Source organism: Maribacter sp. MMG018 (assembly GCF_018100785.1).
Classification (GTDB): domain Bacteria; phylum Bacteroidota; class Bacteroidia; order Flavobacteriales; family Flavobacteriaceae; genus Maribacter.
Window position 1 is genome coordinate 15,894 of sequence record NZ_JAGJEC010000008.1, and the last position, 19,005, is coordinate 34,898.

Sequence of the window (19,005 nt, forward strand, 5' to 3'; positions counted from 1 at the left end):
GTAAAGATACCTTTAAAAATGCCATAAGCATTCCTTTTCTACCTTACCCTATTGCAACTTATTAACTTGTTATCGATTTAAAATAGTTATGAACCGTTTTTTATCAAAAGGTTCTTAATGAAGAACATACTTCACCTGTACGGCAAATATTATACTAGTCCATTTTTTTTGCCTTCTCCCAGTAAACCTCCATTTCCTCTAAGGACATATCTTTTAAGGAAGTACCTTGCTTGGTTGCCTCTTCCTCTAAAAATTGAAATCTCTTTGAGAACTTTTTATTGGTTCGCTCCAATGCATTTTCTGGATTTATGCCCAAAAATCGCGCATAATTTATCATTGAAAAAAGCACATCGCCAAACTCCGATTCCATCTTATCCTTATCACCTAACCTTACTTCTTCTTGCAATTCGCCCAACTCTTCCTGAACCTTCTCAAAAACCTGCCCTGGCTCTTCCCAGTCAAAACCTACACCGGCCACTTTATCTTGTATTCTATTGGCCTTCACCAATGCAGGCAAACTTCTTGGAACACCTTCCAACACACTTTTTTTGCCCTCTTTCAATTTTATTTTTTCCCAGTTTTGCTTTACTTCTTCCTCATTCTCTACAGAAACGTCACCATATATATGCGGGTGCCTGTTTATCAACTTTTCGCAAATTCCATTGGCTACGTCCGCTATATCAAAATCATTGGTTTCCGATCCAATTTTTGCATAGAAAACTATATGTAACAACAAATCGCCCAATTCACCTTTTATGTCGTTCATGTCGTTATCTAAAATAGCATCACCAAGTTCGTATGTTTCTTCGATGGTAAGATGCCTTAAACTCTCCATGGTCTGTTTTTTGTCCCATGGACATTGGGTACGTAGCTCGTCCATTATTGTCAATAACCGACCAAAAGCCTCTAATTTTTCCTTTCTCGTATTCATGCCGCAAAAGTACAAATCTATACGCACAGAAAGTGTCGTTATATTTAGTAACTTACCAAACTAGTTGCTGTTAATTGTATTTTTTTAAACAGCATTTCAATCAACAAACCAATGATATGAAGAGAAGAGATTTTTTGATTAGGTCCGGTATGCTATCCGCAGGTACTATGTTACTGCCCTCATTTAAAATACCTTCTATAGAGGAACAAAAATTCGGGGTGCAGCTATATAGTTTCAGAGATGCCATGGCCAAAGATGCTTTGGGTACCTTAAAACAGATCGCAGCTATAGGGATCAAGGAAATAGAATCCGCAAAAAGTGCAAAGGGACATTACTATGGCCTATCCCCAAAAGACATGAAAAAGGCATGTGAAGACCTAGGAATGAAACTTGTGAGCGGCCATGTACATTTGGACAAGAACTTTGAACGCACTATGGACGAGGCAGCCGAGACAGGCCAAGCATATCTTATTTGCTCATCGATGCCTTCAAAAGGACAAACCGTTGACAACTATAAAGCAGTCGCCGAAAAATTCAACAATGCAGGTGAGGCATGTAAATCTCTCGGCATACACTTTGGTTACCACAACCACGAATATGAATTTGAATCGGACCAAGGAAAAGTACTTTATGATGTTTTAATGGACAATACAGAACCTGATCTTGTGCATATGGAACTGGATCTTGGTTGGGTAGTGGTCGCCGGCAAGGACCCTTTACATTATTTTAAAAAATACCCTGGACGCTTTCCTCTTTGGCATTTAAAAGACATGGACATGAAAAAGAAAGAAAGCACCGAATTCGGGAAAGGAGTTCTTGACATTAAAACTATGATGCAGAACCAAAAAGCCAGTGGGGTGAAACACATATTAATAGAACAGGAAGAATATGCCAGTACCCCTTTAGAAAGTATGAAACATAATATGGCATATTTAAAACGATTATAGTATTTCTTATTATTGAATATCATCGAAAACCAACGTACAACTCTTTAACCAACTAAAGACCTCATGAAATTTCTTTTACCATTACTTTCTTTTTTTATGGTTCATACCACAATTTTTGCCCAAAATATTATTGCCGATGGGGCAAAACTGACTTTGGTCGCAGACAGTTTTGAGTTTACCGAAGGACCTGCAGTTGACAAAAACGGGGATGTTTATTTTACGGACCAACCCAATGACAGAATAGTAAAGTGGAATTATAAAGACAATAAGGTCAGCGATTGGATGAAACCCAGCGGCCGTTCAAATGGTCTATACTTTGACCATCAAGGAAATCTAATTTCTTGCGCAGACGAAAAAAACGAGCTATGGAAAATAGATACCGAAAAAAGTGTTACCGTCTTAATAGATTCTTATGAAGGTAAATTATTGGGCGGGCCTAACGATTTATGGATAGATGCCCAAGGTGGTATTTATATCACAGATCCATATTACGAACGGTCGTGGTGGAAACATACAAAAGAGCAAATAAAGGAAAGGCGTGTTTATTACTACATTCCTAAAACCCAAGAAATAAAAATAGTTACCGACAGTTTTATAAATCCGAACGGGATTATAGGTTCCGCCGATGGTACGGTGTTGTACATAGCAGATATCGGTGATAAAAAAACCTACCAATACACCATTCAAAAAGATGGCAGCCTTTCGGGCAGAAAAGTTTTTTGCGAAATGGGATCCGATGGTATGACCATTGACAACCAAGGAAATGTATACCTAACCGGGGACGGAGTAACCATCTTCAATAAAAATGGAGACAAGATCCAACATATTCCGGTACCTGAAAAATGGACCGCCAATGTAACTTTCGGAGGACCATCGCAAGACATATTGTTCATTACGGCAATGGACGCTGTTTACACCTTAAAAATGGCCGTTAACGGAGTTAGGTAGCTCCATAAAAAACAATAAAAACCCTATCACAATTAATATTATGGCCTGGAAAAATCTATTCGACAAAACAGCATCCGAAGAAACTATTGAACGGATCAATTCGCTAACTCCCGAAAAAAATCCTAAATGGGGCAAAATGAATGCTTCCCAAATGTTGGCGCACTGCAATGTTTCGTATGAACTGGTATATACCGACAAACACAAAAAGCCAAAGGGTTTTCAGAAGTTTTTGATAAAACTATTCGCAAAAAATATCGTAGTTGGGCCAAAACCCTATAAAAAGAATAGTCGAACCTCACCTATTTTTATTATTAACGATGAAAGGGATTTTGAAAGTGAGCGCAATAGGCTTATTGCCCATATTCAAAAAACGCAACAGTTGGGAAGTGAGTATTTTAACGGTAAAGAATCACACGCTTTTGGTAAATTAAACGACAAGGAATGGAACGTTCTGTTCTCTAAGCACCTAGACCACCACCTACAGCAATTTGATGTTTAACACTATAAAATCCTCTTATTTTTTTATCTTAAACAGCTAAAACCAAAAAAAACAAATGACCTCTTACATTTTCGAATTCATTGGCACAGCATTGTTAATATTAATAGGAAACGGAGTTGTTGCCAATGTAGTATTAAAAGGAACAAAAGGTGCCGATGCAGGCTGGACAGGCATATCACTAGCATGGGGAATTGCCGTTTTTATAGGCGTTTTTGTTTCCGCGGAGGGCAGTGGCGCCCATTTGAACCCGGCTGTATCGATTGGGTTGGCAACGGCCGGTAAATTTTCATGGACCATGGTTCCGGGCTATGTCATAGCTCAAATTTTAGGGGCAATGATGGGCAATCTATTAATTTGGCTAACATACAAGAAACAATATGACGCCACAGAAGACCAAGCGGCACTTTTGGCTACCTTCTGTACAGCGCCGGCCATGCGGAATCCTGGATGGAATTTGGTATCCGAGTTGATCGGAACTTTTGTCTTGGTATTCGGTGTTTTTTATATTGCAGGGGGAGCAATGGGCGACGAAATCATTTCTTTGGGATCATTAGATGCCCTACCCGTGGCTTTATTGGTAATGGGTATTGGCTTTGGACTAGGAGGTCCAACGGGCTATGCTATTAATCCGGCAAGGGATTTTGGCCCAAGACTCTTACACGCCGTCTTGCCTTTAAAAAACAAAGGAAAAAGTGATTGGCAGTATTCTTGGGTTCCTATTATAGGCCCTGTCCTAGGAGCTTTATTAGCCGCTTTTGTTTTTACCTTTTTAAACTAATCCGCAACAATTATGAAAACTATATTATTAAGCTTTATTCTTTGTATGACCACTTCTATTTTCGCCCAGACCGTAATTCAACTGCCTGTTGAGACCAATAATAATGTAACATGGGAAGGTGGTGAAAAAGAATATTTTTCTGATATATGGCAAAACGAAGTTGTTACCAACGTATCCATACCGACAATGCAAGTCTTTGCACCTGAGAAACCAAATGGAAAAAGTGTAATTATCGCCCCTGGGGGAGGCCTGTATGCCCTAAGTATAAAAAGTGAGGGCACCGATGTTGCCAAATGGCTGAATACGAAAGGAATCACCGCATTTGTGCTTAAATATAGACTTGTACCCACTGGTGAAGACGGTGTAAAAGAAATTACCGTAGAAGGCTCCACAAACCCACAACGCATTGCCGAAAGAATAAGACCCGTATTACCTCTTTCTATTGAAGATGGTCTTTCCGCTATCGAATATGTTCGTACCCACGCCTCTAAATGGCACCTTGATCCTAAAAAAATAGGCTTTATGGGCTTCTCGGCCGGCGGAGCCGTAACCATGGGAGTAGCGTACAATTACAACGAAAAGAACAGACCCGATTTTATTGTTCCCGTTTATCCTTGGACTACTGCCCTACCTGTACAAAAAACGCCTGAAGATGCCCCGCCAATGCTGGTTATCTGTGCTACTGACGACCCATTGGGCCTCGCTGCCGGCAGCATAGAACTATATACCTCATGGTTAAAGGCGAATAAAACGGCCGGTCTTCATATGTACTCTAAAGGAGGTCATGGTTTTGGTATGAAAAAACAAGGACTACCTTCCGACAATTGGATCCAACGTTTCTACGAATGGTCCCAATTGGAAATACCAGTCGAATAGATAAGGATAATAAAATATAATTAAGGATTTACCCTGTATTATTCTCATGTTTATCTATAATTTCAAACTTTAAAAAACATCCATAAATTGAACAATAGAATACATTTGATCAAGGTCTTGCTCGTGCTCTTTATTACCACCACCATTAAGGTAAGCGCACAAGAGGCCGCTCCATTTTTTAACGAAGTACAAGAATTGTCCAAAAAATATGACTCTATCTGGGACAACACGAAAGAAACTATAATATTTACAGGAAGTTCTTCTATACGCATGTGGAAAAACCTCCCTGCCCTATTCCCTAAATATCAGATTTTAAATACAGGTTTTGGTGGTTCGCAAGCATCCGATCTGCTATACTATTTAGATGATTTGGTATTAAAGTACAATCCGAAAAAAGTGTTTATATATGAAGGTGACAATGATATCTTCGCGAAGAAAAAACCCAAAGAGGTTGTATTGACAACAGAACAAATTATTGCTCGTATCAAACAAACCGACCCTACGGTAACAATCGTATTGCTTTCCACAAAACCCAGCCTGAGTAGATGGAAATTGAGAGGGAAATATAAAAAACTGAACAGAAAGCTAAGACGGTTAACTCTAAAAGATGAATCTTTGGCCTTTGTAGATGTTTGGACCCCCATGTTGGACGGAAAAAAAGTAAAGAACGATATTTTTATATCGGATGGCCTACATATGAACCAAAAGGGATACGACCTATGGTACATGGCCATAAAAGATTTTGTAAACAACCCATAAAACCATAAAATGATAAGAACTGTTATTATCAGAATCACCTTTTTCTTCACCCTTGGTTTGATTGCCATATCGTGCCAAGAAGAACAAAAGAAACGTATTCCCATGCCTTCTACAGATTTGTCAAAGGCAAGCCTAATACCAAAACCTTTAAAGATGGTACCTACCAACTCGGCATTTGCGTTAGATCAGTTCACGGCTATCTACACTCCAAAAAGTGCTACGGGTTTTGAAGAAGTCGCACATTTTTTAGCCGATAAATTAAAGGCTAAAACGGCCTTGGATATTCCTGTAAACGGACAAAACTCGAATACGATAGAACGTATCATTTACATAAACCAATCGGATAGCTTAGAATTGGACGGTGCAGAGGCATATCAACTTTATATCAACCAAGATTCCATTATACTGAATGCAAATACGGCAGAAGGTGCATTTAGGGGAATTCAGACTTTAAGACAACTTGTACCCCATGAAAGTAATGACACCTTGGCTGCACAGAAAATTTGGCCCGTACCGTCAGGCAAAATTATAGATAACCCTAATTTTTCGTATAGGGGATCTATGTTGGATGTTGCCCGTCATTTTTTTAGCGTAGAAGATGTAAAAAAATATATAGACCTATTGTCCTATTATAAAATAAACATACTTCACCTTCACCTATCCGATGACCAAGGATGGCGAATTGAAATAAAATCATGGCCACGACTTACAGAAATAGGCGGAAGTACGGAAGTAGGTGGAGAAAGTGGCGGGTACTATACCCAAGAAGATTACAAAGAAATAGTACGGTATGCCGCAGAAAGATATATGACCATTATACCAGAAATAGATATGCCCGGCCATACCAATGCCGCATCGGTCTCTTATCCCTTTTTAAATGGAAACGGAAAGACCCCAAAACTTTACGAAGGTATGCGTGTGGGCTTCAGCACCTTTGACACCAGAAAAGACACTGTCTATGCCTTTATTGACGATGTAGTACGGGAAATATCTGAAATGACACCTGGCCCTTATTTTCATATGGGGGGTGACGAAAGCCATGTAACAAAGAAAAATGATTACATATACTTTGTAAACAAAGTCGAAAAAATCGTACAGAAATATGGCAAACGTATGATCGGTTGGGACGAAATAGCCAACGCCGATATTGACTCCACATCCATATCGCAATGGTGGGCCAGTGAAGAAAACGCAAGAAAAGCGGTTGAGAAAAATATGAAAGTGATACTATCTCCTGCTAAAAAAGCATATTTAGATATGCAATATGATAGCCTATCTAAACTGGGCTTACATTGGGCCGCCTATATTCCCGTGGATACCGCCTATCAATGGACCCCGGAAGAATATGGCATACCTATGGAAAATATTCTTGGTGTCGAAGCTCCTTTATGGTCAGAGACCATTAGCAATATTGATGAGTTGGAATACTTGGCTTTCCCAAGAATTATAGGTTACTCCGAACTAAGCTGGAGTACTTCTGAAAATAGGGATTGGGACAATTATAAAATACGTCTTGCCGAGCAAGCTCCTTTCTTAGATAGAATGAACGTAAAATACTACCCATCGCCTTTAATAGATTGGAAGCAGAGCAGGTTTAGTTATAAAACTATCGAAAAAGACTGATCGTAAAATTATAAGCGCATAAAAAAGCCCCGATGTACATCGGGGCTTTTTTATCTTGTAATAAGATCTATGTGCTATTTATCTTTGGCCTCCACTTCCGATTTAACCTCTTCTTTGGTTTCCTCAGCCTCTTCTTCTTTCTTTGAGAAATCTGTGATTCCCTTATCTACCAATATATTGTACCACTGAATAATCTTCTTTATATCACTGGCATATACCCTATCTTCATCGTAGTTCGGTAAAACTTCAAAGAAATATTCCTCTAATTTTATCTTTTCGTCTTTATGGCTTATAGATGTTTTTTTACCGTCCTCTTTTTCTTGAATTTTTACGAATACCTCTCTAAGAGGCAATTCTTCATCCAATGTATAGATTGCAATCTCGGAAAGTACACTGACATTGCTTCTTAAACCTACGCTTATCTTTTTACCATCCAATAAAGACTCAGCTACAAAACCGGTCCTGGTTTGGGTTATAAGCTTATACAAACCTGGTTTTCCGGCAACTGACAATATTTTTTCCAATCCCATATGCTTTATTTAAAATTTTTAGTGGACAAAGATTACATTTTTCTATTGATTATGTAATCTATTTAACGTCCTTTTTTTTGTTCGGGAAACCGCATTCTGTAATCTACCCTTATTTTTCCCTTGGATATATTGGACAATCTTCCTTTTAACAAGCGCTTTTTTAAAGAAGATAACTTATCGGTAAAGAGAATACCTTCTATATGATCGTATTCATGCTGAATTACCCTGGCCAAAAGACCATCATAGGTCTTTGTATACTTCTTAAAGTTTTCATCAAAATAAGTTATTTTAATGGTATCCTTTCTATTTACGTCTTCACGCACATCGGGTATACTCAGGCAACCTTCGTTAAACGCCCATTCTTCACCGGACTCCTCCTCTATATATGCATTTATAAACACCTGTTTAAAACCTTTCAGCTGTTTTTGTTCCTCTGCCGTTAGATCCTCATCATCTGAAAAAGGGGATGCATCTATTACGAACAAGCGAATGGGCAGACCTACTTGAGGTGCTGCCAACCCTACCCCACTGGCATTGTACATGGTCTCCCACATGTTGGCAACAAGCCCCTTTAGATCGGGGTAATCTTTATCTATATCTTTACCTACTTTCCTTAAAACAGGGTCTCCATAGGCTATTATCGGTAATATCATCTATATATTCTTTAAATAATCCTGTAAAATAATCGTTGCACTGATTTCGTCTACCAATGCCTTATTTTTTCTTTGTTTCTTTTTTAGTCCGCCATCGATCATACTTTGAAACGCCATCTTTGAGGTAAATCGTTCATCTTGGCGTTTGATCGGGATATTCGGAAAATGTTCTGTTAGTTTTTTAATAAACGGACCAATAAAAACCTCCGATTCCGATGGTTCATTGTTCATTTGTCTTGGCTCCCCTATGACCAACTCGTCCACATTTTCCTCTTGTAGATACTTGGTCAAAAAAGAAATTACCTCCTCTGTACGAACCGTAGTCAAACCAGAAGCTATTATACGAAGCTCGTCCGTGACGGCTATACCCGTCCGCTTTTGTCCATAATCCAATGCAAGAACCCTTCCCAAACTTAATTTTTGGCAAAAATAAAGTATAATTTGTTATATGTGGTTTTACGGATGGGGAATTCATGCACTTCCACTTATATTTGATAAAATTTTTTATAAAAATGACAGAATTAAAAAATACCATAGAGAAAGCTTGGGAGAACAGAGAGTTGTTAAAAGATGAAGCTATCCAAAAAAGCATAAGAGAAGTTATCGACCTGATCGATTTAGGAAAGCTGCGTTGTGCAGAACCTACTGCAGATGGTTGGCAAATAAATGAATGGGTAAAGAAAGCGGTAGTCTTATATTTCCCTATCCAAAAAATGGAAACCTTGGAAGCCGGTATTTTTGAGTACCATGATAAAATGCCCTTAAAAAGAGGATATAAAGAAAAAGGAATACGTGTAGTACCAAATGCGGTCGCAAGACACGGGGCCTACATATCTCCGGGTACCATATTAATGCCCAGTTATGTGAATATTGGAGCCTATGTGGACGAAGGCACTATGGTAGACACCTGGGCCACCGTCGGTAGTTGCGCCCAAATCGGAAAAAATGTGCATTTAAGTGGTGGTGTTGGTATCGGGGGGGTATTGGAGCCATTACAGGCGGCGCCCGTTATCATCGAAGACAATGCTTTTATCGGATCTAGATGTATTGTTGTAGAAGGCGTAAAGGTCGAAAAAGAAGCCGTACTCGGAGCCAATGTAGTACTTACCGCATCTACCAAAATAATTGATGTTACCGGAGACTCACCCGTAGAAAGAAAAGGTGTGGTACCTGCGCGATCGGTAGTAATACCGGGTAGCTATACCAAAAAATTTCCTGCAGGCGAATATCAGGTACCCTGTGCACTGATCATTGGAACAAGAAAAGAAAGCACTAACAAAAAGACTTCGTTGAACGATGCGCTAAGGGAATATGATGTAGCGGTTTAAGGTTTAAATCTTTTCCAATACTTTTTGTATCGCCACAGATAGGTAGTGGCCAGAGGATACTTTCGACTTTATCTTTTCGACCCTATCTACCATGGCATTGTATGTTTGGTGATCAATGTTCGCCAAGGCCTCGTCCATCTCGTTCAGAGAATTTAAGGTAATACCTATTCGTTCCTTTTCTATGAACTTGGCAATCGCGGCCTTTTTCCAGACTATGACCGGTAATCCGCACAAAAGATATAATGATGTTTTGTGCGGATTATTATATAGTAGGTATTTTCCGAAATCGCCCGAGCATTCATTAAGGGCATTCCCGTTCCAGACCAACCCAAAAGACCCTTCTATCTTATCGATGACTTCATCGGGCGAAAAAACGCCTTGGTAATCTAAAATAGAATCTGACCTTTCTGCATCTGAAACATTAAAACCGTTTCCGTACAACTTCAATTTGTAACTAGATGGCTTCAGTTGGTCTACGCTGTACAAAAATTCGCTTTTCTCTTTTCCCAATCCACCCGCAAAAACCACATCATAGGGGGTATTCAAGGTAGCATGCTTTTCACTTTTATGTAAATAGTCGAACAGTTCTAAACTCACCAACTGGGCAGTACACCCGTTTTCTTGAAACCATTTTTTCATAGATTCATTATGAACTATTAAAAAATCGGCCCTGTTGAATTTGGCCATTTCTTTTTTGAGATTAGAGTTCTTCCCCATCAAAAACTTTACATCATGTATAATAATGATAAGCTTACATTTTTTAAAGGCCACGATATTCGTAATATATCCGAAGAACTTACTCAGTGGATATTGCATACAAAAAACCGACTTTCGGGGCAATAAAAACAGCCCCTTGGTAATACCAAAAAAACTAATGATCGCCCCTAAGGCAGAACTTGGGTGATTGGTTTGTCTAAAACCCAAATTTTTAAAACCGTTCTTTTCCAAAACCATCTCACAATCCATCTTTGGCTTGGATGCGGCATTTTTAGAGAATTTATAATTTCTAGATATATAATAATTAGAGTTCATTTAAAGACTTTCTAAGATTCAAGAATTGCAATTTTAGCATATTTGAAGCACAAACATATTACTCCCATATTAATTTTATAATTATTGCGGTTCCAAAAATAAATATTCCAAACCGTATCTTTGGCACCACAAATATTGAATTATGCCAGCAAACAAAAAGTATGATTTTCTTATTGTCGGTGCCGGATTATACGGTGCGGTCTTTGCCCACGAAGCTAAAAAACACGGAAAGACTAGTTTAGTAATAGATAAAAGAGAACATATTGGGGGCAACACTTTTTGTAAAAAAATAGAAGACATTAACGTACATGCCTATGGCGCCCACATATTTCATACAAACGACAAGAGAATCTGGGACTATGTAAATGATTTCGTCCCCTTTAACAGATACACGAATTCCCCTGTCGCAAATTATAAAGGTAAATTGTACAACCTACCTTTTAACATGAATACCTTTTACCAATTGTGGGGAGTAAAAACGCCTTTGGAGGCAAAAGAGATTATTGAAAAACAAAGTAATAAATACAAAAAAACCAGGCCCGAAAATTTAGAGGAACAAGCTTTATCTCTTGTGGGCGAAGACATCTATTTTAAATTGATCAAAGGTTATACGGAAAAACAGTGGGGAAGAAAAGCGACCGAACTACCTGCATTTATTATAAAAAGATTACCGTTGCGCTTCACGTTCGATAACAACTATTTTAACGATAGTTATCAAGGCATACCTATAGGAGGGTATAACGAGTTAACGGGAGCATTATTGGAAGGTATCGATGTTCAGCTCGGCATCAACTACTTTAAGCACAAGAAAGCACTTGACGATAAAGCCCACAAAATTGTTTTTACCGGAAAAATAGATGAATATTACGACTATGAGTTTGGCAAGCTCCAGTATCGAGGACTACGTTTTGACCACCAAATTTTAGATACGGATAATTACCAAGGCAATGCCGTAATCAACTATACAGAAAACGAAATACCATACACAAGAATTCTAGAACATAAGCATTTCGAATTCGGTCAACAGAAAAAAACGGTCATCACCAAAGAGTTTCCTTTAGAAGCTTCTACAGAATCGGAACCCTATTACCCTATTAACGATGACAGAAACAATAAAATATATTTAGAATACAAAAAGAAGGCTAGCAAAGACTCTATAATTTTCGGTGGCAGGTTAGCCGAATACAAGTATTATGACATGCATCAGGTAATAGCGGCCGCCTTGACAAAAACTAAAAATCTTTTTGAAAATTAGACGCAACCTTTCTATTATTTATAATCTTAATAAAAACAAATTATATAGGAAACGTAAAATAAATTTTGTAAGAAAAATACCTCTTTTTACAATTTTTTGATTTCTTTTTTGTTATAACTTTGTCAACCACCAAGTTGATTTAATTAAAGTCAATAAAATGAGCGTACAAAAAGAATCGTTAACAGCACTTATCATTACTTACAATGAAATGGGATACATACAAAAATGTATCGATTCTATTTCTTTTGCCGATGAAATTATTGTCGTAGATTCTTTTAGTACAGATGGTACGTACGAATATCTTTTAGAACATCCGAAAGTAAAGGTTATTCAAAATCCTTTTGAAAATTTTACGGCTCAAAAATCTTTTGCCCTGAAACAGGCATCAAATGATTGGGTACTTTTCTTAGATGCCGACGAAGTGGTACCCAATGAATTGGAAAATGAAATTAAGGACACCATATCATCCAATAAGGACGAAGTCGCCTATTGGTTCTATAGACAGTTCATGTTCAAAAATGAAAAACTAAAATATAGTGGGTGGCAAACCGATAAAAACTATAGACTTTTTAGAAAAAGTAAAGCTAAATTTTCAGATAGAAAAATAGTTCATGAGACATTGGATGTTGATGGAAAATCTGGCATCTTAAAGTCAAAACTAACACATTACTGTTACAAAAACTACGAAGACTATAAATCTAAAATGCTTAAATATGGCCAATTAAAGGCTATCGAATGTTTTTATAAGGAAAAACAGTTCAACTATATCTCTATGTACATAAAGACCGGTTGGAAGTTCTTTAACCACTATTTTTTAAGATTGGGTTTCCTTGACGGTAAAAAAGGATTTATAATCTGCTATTTAAATGCCTTGGGTGTATTGGAAAGATTCAAAGAACTAAAAAGACTGGAACTAAAAAACAAATTAGCTTACTATTTGGTAATGCCATAAAAAGTCCACACCCTCTTTTCTTGTTTTGTCTTCCTTCGTATTCCTAAATTCCTTTCTATAGACTCAGGGGTCTTGTATCCTCTTTTATGATCTAGATGCACACAAACAGCACTATACCTTAATTGTTTGGACTTTATTCCGAAATTAAACAGACGTTCACCAAGCTCCCTGTCCTGACCACCATATTGCATACGTTCGTCAAAACCGTTGACATTGATTATATCGGCTTTCCATCCAGATGAATTGTGACCGTTCCAACTTGCATTGGTCGGTGTAACCCAGTTCAAAAATTTTGACAAAAACCCGTGGGCCGTCAATTTATTGTTCTTAAAAGTTTTCGGTATGCCCTTTTCTTTTAACCAATTAATATTAAAACATCTCTGTTTTTCAATATCTTCAAGGGTAATTTGCTTAGAGATGTTCATGGGCAACATATAATAACCTCCAGATATAAAATACCCCTTTTCTTTGTTCAAATAATGTACATGAACAAAATCTTCTCGGGGAATACAGTCCCCATCGGTCATAATTATATACGAGGCATTACAGGCAACTACCGCTTTGTTAAGAATACGCGATTTTTGAAAACCATCGTCCTCTTGCCAAACATGAACTATAGGATAAAATACCTTTTTGCTGTATTCTTCGATAAGTTCTTTGGTCTTTGGCCCAGAACCGTCGTCCGCAATAACAACTTCAAAGTTTTTAAAAGTCTGGCAATTAAACCCCCAAAGTACCTTCTTTAACCATTCTTCCGAATTATAGGTACTAACAATTACAGATATTTTAGGAATCTCCATAGTCGAACAAAAATATAAAAGTCTTATTGTATATCTTTGCTTTCTTCACAATTTTTATGGCAACCACATTGAAAAAGATAATTTACGGCCTTCTCAAAAAAATGAAGTTCTTACCACAAGAACTTTATGTCAAAATTTATTACGAATATTATTCGGGCAATAAACTTGATTATGACAACCCTAAAGATTTCAATGAAAAAATTTCGTGGTACAAAGTATTTTTCAGGCCAAAGATCTTAAACCAATTGGTAGATAAGTACCACGTAAAGTCATATGTAGAAAAAAAAGTCGGTAACCATATACTAAACGACACCATTGGTGTCTACGATAGTGTTTCGAAAATAGATTTTGACTCGTTGCCCAACCAGTTCGTAATCAAGGGAGTACATGGTTTTCATTTTAACCTGATCGTAAAAGACAAGTCAAAACTCAATCTATTAAAATCTAAGTACTTACTCAAAAAATGGATGAATAAAAACCAGTATTACAGAGGAGGTATGGAATGGGCCTACAAAGATGTAAAACCCCTACTTCTGGTCGAAAAATATTTAGAGGAGATGGGGCAAGACATCATCAACGATTATAAGTTTTTTTGTTTTGATGGTGTACCCAAGTTTGTACAAATTGATTTAGAAAGAGGCATCAATAATTACAGATGTTATTATGATATGGATTGGAACAAACAGGAATTTTATACAGAGCAAAATCCGTTTTACACCGGTGAGGTGCAAAAACCATCCAACTTTGGCGAAATGAAAGAGGTTGCCATAAAACTCGCCGAAAAATTTCCCTTTGTAAGGGTAGACCTGTATTCTATAGAGGGAAAGACCGTTTTTGGTGAAATGACATTTTATCCTACCGATGCAAGAAAAAGATTTTTACCCGAAGAGTATAACAAAATAATAGGCGATTATTTTGTACTGCCCAAAATTCCAGAAGGTCAAAAATATATCACCTCAATATAGTTCAACATGAAACCTGAGCAGACAGAAATCAATAAATGTATCGAAGTTCTGGAAAATGGAGGACTCATACTCTACCCTACCGATACGGTTTGGGGTATCGGGTGCGATGCCACCAATACCATGGCGGTACAAAAAGTATATGACTTAAAACAACGAGCCGATAGCAAAGCATTGATTTGCTTGGTCGCCAACGACTTTATGCTAGAAAAACATGTAGAACATGTTCCGGAGCTGGCCTATGATATTATGGATATAGCCACAAAGCCGACTACAATTATTTATGACAACCCGAAAGGATTTGCCAAAAACCTTATAGCCCAAGACAATACCATAGCAATAAGGGTAGCTTCCGATAAGTTTTGTAAATATCTAATCGGTAAATTTAAAAAACCCATAGTTTCAACTTCTGCCAATATAGCCGGCCGCAAAACGCCCACTAGTTTCAAAGAAATTGACAAGGCCATTTTATCAGGTGTAGACTATGTGGTAAATTTGCAGCCTGAAAATCAGCAGCCTGTTCCGTCCTCTATCATAAAATTGGGAACCGACGGACTCGTAAAGGTGATTAGGGAATAATGGTGGAGAAAATCTAATGGACTACAAACAAGCTATAAACAACAAAATTTTTAAGATCATTGGTCAATCTGCCGATGAACTGAACGTAGATTCATACGTAATCGGTGGTTTTGTCAGAGATTATATTCTTAAAAGGGGCACTGCAAAAGATATAGATATCGTAGCAGTTGGCAGTGGAATTGAACTTGCCGAAAAAGTTGCCTCACTTCTACCGGGCAAACCACAGGTCTCGGTATTCAAAAATTTTGGCACCGCCATGATAAAACACGAAGACTTAGAGCTTGAGTTTGTGGGAGCGAGAAAAGAAAGCTACCATAGAGACAGTAGAAAACCAGTGGTAGAAAATGGTACCTTGGACGATGACCAAAAAAGAAGGGACTTTACCATCAATGCCCTTGCTATTTCTTTACATGAAAAAACTTGGGGCACATTATTGGATCCCTTTAACGGTTTAGAAGATTTAAAGAACAAATTGATCCGAACACCCTTAGAGCCCGGTATCACTTATTCTGATGATCCATTAAGAATGATGCGGGCCATTAGGTTCGCCACCCAACTCGATTTTGATATCCAATTAGAATCCTTACAAGCGATTACGGCTCATAAAGACCGAATAAAGATAATATCAAAAGAACGCATCGTTGACGAACTCAATAAGATAATGTGCTGTAAAAAGCCTTCTATTGGACTTTCTTTACTTCACAAAACCGAACTTTTAGAAATTATCTTACCCGAACTTACCGCACTGCAAGGTATTGAAGAGATAGAGGGGCAACGCCATAAAGACAATTTTTGGCACACCTTGGAAGTTGTGGATAATATTTCTTTGGCAACGGACAATCTATGGCTTCGTTGGGCAGCACTGCTGCATGATATCGGCAAAGCCCCAACAAAACGTTTTCATAAAAAAATAGGATGGACTTTTCACGGTCATGAGTTTGTCGGTTCCAAAATGGTGTACAAACTTTTTAAAAGATTAAGAATGCCTCTTAATGATAAAATGAAGTATGTACAAAAATTGGTTCTAATGAGTTCTAGACCTATTGTACTTGCAGAAGAATTCGTTACCGATTCTGCGGTCAGAAGATTAATTTTCGATGCAGGAGAACATGTTGATGATTTGATGACCTTATGCGAAGCAGATATCACCACAAAAAATCCAAAAAAGCAGCGCAGGTATAAAAACAACTTTAAACTTGTCAGGGAAAAAATAGAAGAAGTCGAAGAACGTGATCGGGTACGTAATTTTCAACCCCCTATAACTGGGGAGGAGATTATGCAGACATTTGACCTAAAGCCTTCAAAAGAAATCGGAATCATAAAAGAAGCCATAAAAGAGGCTATTTTGGAAGGTGAAATTCCTAATGAATACACTGCGGCCAAAGCGTATATGATAATGAAGGGCAAATCTCTTGGGCTTGTACCTCAATAATTTTCTCCGACACAAAATCTTGAAAATCGCCCAATATCATTACCTATATTAAATAACTATCCACAAATAATGCCCTATTTACTATAGGTTTCCTGCTATTTACAACAATTTATTTATAAGTAAAATTTGTAAGATTACTTTTACAACAACCTACTCATGTATTCACCCAAAAGCAATAATTAATTCAAATATTTGAACGAATTCAAGGATTCACAAGGAATGACTTTATCGCAATTGACTAGACTAACCTCTAAAATCATACAAAACAAGTTATTTGTCATGTTTTTGATATTCATGACAACATCATCACTGTTTTCACAACAGACCACCACATGGACATCGGTATCATCTACCGTTTGGGAGTCGGTAACCAATGATAGCTTGGTACGTGTCGAAGCCAGGGTTTCGGGTGGAGCTTCTATCGACGGTCCTGAAATTATGGGCTGTACCAGTGCCGCTACTTATAGCGACCCGAATGTCTTCGAAAGCCCTTCCTTGGAAATATCCGCCAGCTCATCTACCTCTGGAAACATTAGTTTCTATTTTTTTGATGCCGTAACCGGCGATCCAGTATATATAGTAGAGCCCATTCTGCATGTTGATAAGGTAGGAACTTTTGACGTCGTTCCTTTTCTTGGAAATGGTACTGCCACTGGAAATTTCAACCTTACCAACGGTACTTGGGAGAAGCTAAGTTCCAACGGATCTATCTTCCAAGTTACATCGACCCTTTTTAATATTGACGATGGCAAACTCCTATTCAGTTCCCTAGGTGAATGTGGAAATGGAGAAGATACCGGAACAGGTGGAGGCAGTTTACGTGTAAATAAAGTCACCCATTCCATTGAAATGAATACGGACGTAACGGGGGGATTACTTAGCCTATTAGGGATAATTCCTGTCGTCGATGAAGTAGAGTTCGTTCTTACCGACCTGATTATTGCCGAACCCGAAATCGAAGTGACCAAAACCGTGGTCGAAAACTTTAGCGACCCCGTCAGCTCAGGTAACACGGTAGATTACACCATTACCTTAGAGAATACGGGAAATACGACCCTTGACAATATAAGTCTAACGGACACTTTTTCCGATATAGACACAAACCCTTTAACCCTAACAAGCGTACCTACCTTCGTCAGTGCCTCTGAGGGTTCTTCAGAAGGCAGCCTCGAAGCTGGTGAAACGGCAACCTATTCCGCCAGCTTTTCCCTTACCGATCCGGTACTGCAAGTGGGAGGCGTTATAAATCAAGTAAGTGTGCTGGCCGACAGCCCGTACGGAACCGACGATGTAAGCGACCTATCGGATGATGGTATCGATACCGATGGAAATACCGAAAATGACCCTACCATAAGTTATTTTCCGACCACCACAGACGATACCGCTTCGGTCTGCGAAGAAGGAACTATTGACATTGATGTTCTCTCCAATGATGATTTTGGAGGAAATGGACCTTCGTCCGGAAGTATCTTTATTGTGAGCTCCCCTAGTGCAGGATCGGTCACCGTCGATACCAATGGCACACCAACAGACCCTATCGATGACTACATCAGTTATACTTCCGCCGCCGGTTATTCCGGTTCGGATAGTTTTGTCTATGGAATAAGGGACGGCAAAGGGTATACCCAACATGCCACCGTGACGATTACGGAGCAGAAAGCTCCCAACGCTGGTACAGACGGAGCTATAACAGTATGTGAAGGCGAGACCGTGACCGAGGCCCAACTTTTTGCACAGCTGGGCACTTACGACTCGGGAGGAACATGGTCCTCACCTACCGAAGTGGCGGGCACCTACATCTATACAGTACCCGCCACCGCACCCTGTACCTTGGACGATACGGCACAGGTTGTGGTGACCGTGCAGGTGGCGCCCAATGCGGGTTCCAATGGAGCCCTTACAATTTGTGAAGGGGCTACAGTCACCGAGGCACAACTTTTTGCACAACTCGGCGGTGACCCGGATACCACTGGAACATGGTCCTCACCTACCGAAGTGGCGGGCACCTATATCTATACCGTACCCGCCACCGCACCCTGTACCGTGGACGATACGGCACAGGTGGTAGTCACCGAACAGGCCAAGCCCAATGCGGGAAGCGATGGTACCCTGACGATCTGT

The 19,005-nt window shown here is 38.8% G+C and carries 20 protein-coding genes; 14 read left to right on the forward strand and 6 right to left on the reverse strand.

The genetic code is table 11. From position 1 onward, the window contains the following. Window positions 1-154: 154 nt before the first annotated feature. A complete protein-coding gene (gene mazG / locus J8L85_RS17675; protein ID WP_211019505.1) occupies window positions 155-931 on the reverse strand; it encodes a nucleoside triphosphate pyrophosphohydrolase in 777 nt (258 codons plus the stop codon). A 116-nt stretch (window positions 932-1,047) separates the two neighbouring features. Between mazG and J8L85_RS17680 the strand changes: the two genes are divergently transcribed. The 7 genes from J8L85_RS17680 (at window position 1,048) to J8L85_RS17710 (ending at window position 7,361) form a co-directional block, all read left to right on the forward strand. Further along, entirely contained in the window at window positions 1,048-1,878 is an 831-nt protein-coding gene (locus J8L85_RS17680) for a sugar phosphate isomerase/epimerase (protein ID WP_211019506.1), read from the forward strand. Window positions 1,879-1,941: 63 nt separating this feature from the next. Further along, window positions 1,942-2,826, forward strand: a complete 885-nt coding sequence (locus J8L85_RS17685; RefSeq protein WP_211019507.1) for an SMP-30/gluconolactonase/LRE family protein — start codon at window positions 1,942-1,944, stop codon at window positions 2,824-2,826. Between the two features lie 40 nt (window positions 2,827-2,866). Then, window positions 2,867-3,325, forward strand: coding sequence for a DUF1569 domain-containing protein (locus tag J8L85_RS17690; RefSeq protein WP_211019508.1), 459 nt, complete (start codon window positions 2,867-2,869; stop codon window positions 3,323-3,325). A 55-nt stretch (window positions 3,326-3,380) separates the two neighbouring features. Then, window positions 3,381-4,103 (forward strand): MIP/aquaporin family protein, encoded by a 723-nt coding sequence (locus tag J8L85_RS17695; protein WP_211019509.1) that lies wholly within the window; start codon window positions 3,381-3,383, stop codon window positions 4,101-4,103. Between the two features lie 12 nt (window positions 4,104-4,115). Further along, entirely contained in the window at window positions 4,116-4,979 is an 864-nt protein-coding gene (locus tag J8L85_RS17700; protein WP_211019510.1) for an alpha/beta hydrolase, read from the forward strand. Between the two features lie 87 nt (window positions 4,980-5,066). Beyond that, the gene (locus J8L85_RS17705; protein ID WP_247656720.1) at window positions 5,067-5,738 is read left to right on the forward strand and encodes a GDSL-type esterase/lipase family protein; all 672 of its coding nucleotides are present in this window, start codon (window positions 5,067-5,069) and stop codon (window positions 5,736-5,738) included. A gap of 9 nt (window positions 5,739-5,747) precedes the next feature. After that, entirely contained in the window at window positions 5,748-7,361 is a 1,614-nt protein-coding gene (locus J8L85_RS17710) for a beta-N-acetylhexosaminidase (protein WP_211019511.1), read from the forward strand. Window positions 7,362-7,435: 74 nt separating this feature from the next. Here J8L85_RS17710 and J8L85_RS17715 read toward each other — a convergent pair whose 3' ends face one another. The 3 genes from J8L85_RS17715 to ruvX form a co-directional block, all read right to left on the reverse strand. Then, window positions 7,436-7,891: a DUF5606 domain-containing protein gene (locus J8L85_RS17715; protein WP_211019512.1), complete on the reverse strand. Its 456-nt coding sequence runs from the start codon at window positions 7,889-7,891 to the stop codon at window positions 7,436-7,438. 62 nt (window positions 7,892-7,953) lie between these two features. Continuing rightward, complete coding sequence (gene def / locus J8L85_RS17720; protein ID WP_211019513.1) at window positions 7,954-8,544, reverse strand: peptide deformylase; 591 nt, start codon at window positions 8,542-8,544, stop codon at window positions 7,954-7,956. After that, window positions 8,545-8,955, reverse strand: coding sequence for a Holliday junction resolvase RuvX (gene ruvX, locus J8L85_RS17725; protein ID WP_211019514.1), 411 nt, complete (start codon window positions 8,953-8,955; stop codon window positions 8,545-8,547). It lies immediately after the preceding gene. 101 nt (window positions 8,956-9,056) lie between these two features. Between ruvX and J8L85_RS17730 the strand changes: the two genes are divergently transcribed. Then, complete coding sequence (locus J8L85_RS17730) at window positions 9,057-9,872, forward strand: 2,3,4,5-tetrahydropyridine-2,6-dicarboxylate N-succinyltransferase (protein WP_211019515.1); 816 nt, start codon at window positions 9,057-9,059, stop codon at window positions 9,870-9,872. Between the two features lie 3 nt (window positions 9,873-9,875). Here J8L85_RS17730 and J8L85_RS17735 read toward each other — a convergent pair whose 3' ends face one another. Next, on the reverse strand, window positions 9,876-10,904 hold the full coding sequence (locus J8L85_RS17735; protein WP_211019516.1) for a beta-1,6-galactofuranosyltransferase: 1,029 nt from the start codon (window positions 10,902-10,904) through the stop codon (window positions 9,876-9,878). A 142-nt stretch (window positions 10,905-11,046) separates the two neighbouring features. Between J8L85_RS17735 and glf the strand changes: the two genes are divergently transcribed. Further along, a complete protein-coding gene (gene glf / locus J8L85_RS17740) occupies window positions 11,047-12,159 on the forward strand; it encodes a UDP-galactopyranose mutase (RefSeq protein ID WP_211019517.1) in 1,113 nt (370 codons plus the stop codon). Between the two features lie 157 nt (window positions 12,160-12,316). Beyond that, complete coding sequence (locus J8L85_RS17745; protein ID WP_211019518.1) at window positions 12,317-13,111, forward strand: glycosyltransferase family 2 protein; 795 nt, start codon at window positions 12,317-12,319, stop codon at window positions 13,109-13,111. On the opposite strand, the gene J8L85_RS17750 is transcribed toward J8L85_RS17745, so the two are convergent. Continuing rightward, window positions 13,093-13,911 (reverse strand): glycosyltransferase family 2 protein, encoded by an 819-nt coding sequence (locus J8L85_RS17750; protein ID WP_211019519.1) that lies wholly within the window; start codon window positions 13,909-13,911, stop codon window positions 13,093-13,095. The two genes, J8L85_RS17745 and J8L85_RS17750, sit on opposite strands and share 19 nt — an antisense overlap. 101 nt (window positions 13,912-14,012) lie before the next feature. Here J8L85_RS17750 and J8L85_RS17755 point away from each other — a divergent pair, with 101 nt between their 5' ends. The 4 genes from J8L85_RS17755 to J8L85_RS18040 all read left to right on the forward strand — a co-directional run. Then, the gene (locus J8L85_RS17755) at window positions 14,013-14,876 is read left to right on the forward strand and encodes an ATP-grasp fold amidoligase family protein (RefSeq protein WP_211019520.1); all 864 of its coding nucleotides are present in this window, start codon (window positions 14,013-14,015) and stop codon (window positions 14,874-14,876) included. Between the two features lie 6 nt (window positions 14,877-14,882). Further along, window positions 14,883-15,452, forward strand: a complete 570-nt coding sequence (locus J8L85_RS17760; protein WP_211019521.1) for an L-threonylcarbamoyladenylate synthase — start codon at window positions 14,883-14,885, stop codon at window positions 15,450-15,452. A 16-nt stretch (window positions 15,453-15,468) separates the two neighbouring features. Next, window positions 15,469-16,884, forward strand: a complete 1,416-nt coding sequence (locus tag J8L85_RS17765) for an HD domain-containing protein (protein WP_211019522.1) — start codon at window positions 15,469-15,471, stop codon at window positions 16,882-16,884. Between the two features lie 294 nt (window positions 16,885-17,178). Continuing rightward, a partial coding sequence (locus tag J8L85_RS18040) for an Ig-like domain-containing protein (RefSeq protein WP_247656721.1) occupies window positions 17,179-19,005 on the forward strand: 1,827 nt, incomplete at its 3' end.

Bases quoted from the DNA above. Each gene is read 5' to 3' on its own strand.
- J8L85_RS17760 (WP_211019521.1), top strand. From the start codon at position 14,883: ATGAAACCTGAGCAGACAGAAATCAATAAATGTATCGAAGTTCTGGAA.
- J8L85_RS17750 (WP_211019519.1), bottom strand. From the start codon at position 13,911: ATGGAGATTCCTAAAATATCTGTAATTGTTAGTACCTATAATTCGGAA.
- J8L85_RS17685 (WP_211019507.1), top strand. From the start codon at position 1,942: ATGAAATTTCTTTTACCATTACTTTCTTTTTTTATGGTTCATACCACA.
- def (WP_211019513.1), bottom strand. From the start codon at position 8,544: ATGATATTACCGATAATAGCCTATGGAGACCCTGTTTTAAGGAAAGTA.
- J8L85_RS17715 (WP_211019512.1), bottom strand. From the start codon at position 7,891: ATGGGATTGGAAAAAATATTGTCAGTTGCCGGAAAACCAGGTTTGTAT.
- J8L85_RS17695 (WP_211019509.1), top strand. From the start codon at position 3,381: ATGACCTCTTACATTTTCGAATTCATTGGCACAGCATTGTTAATATTA.
- J8L85_RS17755 (WP_211019520.1), top strand. From the start codon at position 14,013: ATGAAGTTCTTACCACAAGAACTTTATGTCAAAATTTATTACGAATAT.
- J8L85_RS17730 (WP_211019515.1), top strand. From the start codon at position 9,057: ATGACAGAATTAAAAAATACCATAGAGAAAGCTTGGGAGAACAGAGAG.
- J8L85_RS17700 (WP_211019510.1), top strand. From the start codon at position 4,116: ATGAAAACTATATTATTAAGCTTTATTCTTTGTATGACCACTTCTATT.
- mazG (WP_211019505.1), bottom strand. From the start codon at position 931: ATGAATACGAGAAAGGAAAAATTAGAGGCTTTTGGTCGGTTATTGACA.
- J8L85_RS17765 (WP_211019522.1), top strand. From the start codon at position 15,469: ATGGACTACAAACAAGCTATAAACAACAAAATTTTTAAGATCATTGGT.
- J8L85_RS17690 (WP_211019508.1), top strand. From the start codon at position 2,867: ATGGCCTGGAAAAATCTATTCGACAAAACAGCATCCGAAGAAACTATT.
- J8L85_RS17735 (WP_211019516.1), bottom strand. From the start codon at position 10,904: ATGAACTCTAATTATTATATATCTAGAAATTATAAATTCTCTAAAAAT.
- J8L85_RS17680 (WP_211019506.1), top strand. From the start codon at position 1,048: ATGAAGAGAAGAGATTTTTTGATTAGGTCCGGTATGCTATCCGCAGGT.
- J8L85_RS17710 (WP_211019511.1), top strand. From the start codon at position 5,748: ATGATAAGAACTGTTATTATCAGAATCACCTTTTTCTTCACCCTTGGT.
- J8L85_RS17745 (WP_211019518.1), top strand. From the start codon at position 12,317: ATGAGCGTACAAAAAGAATCGTTAACAGCACTTATCATTACTTACAAT.
- glf (WP_211019517.1), top strand. From the start codon at position 11,047: ATGCCAGCAAACAAAAAGTATGATTTTCTTATTGTCGGTGCCGGATTA.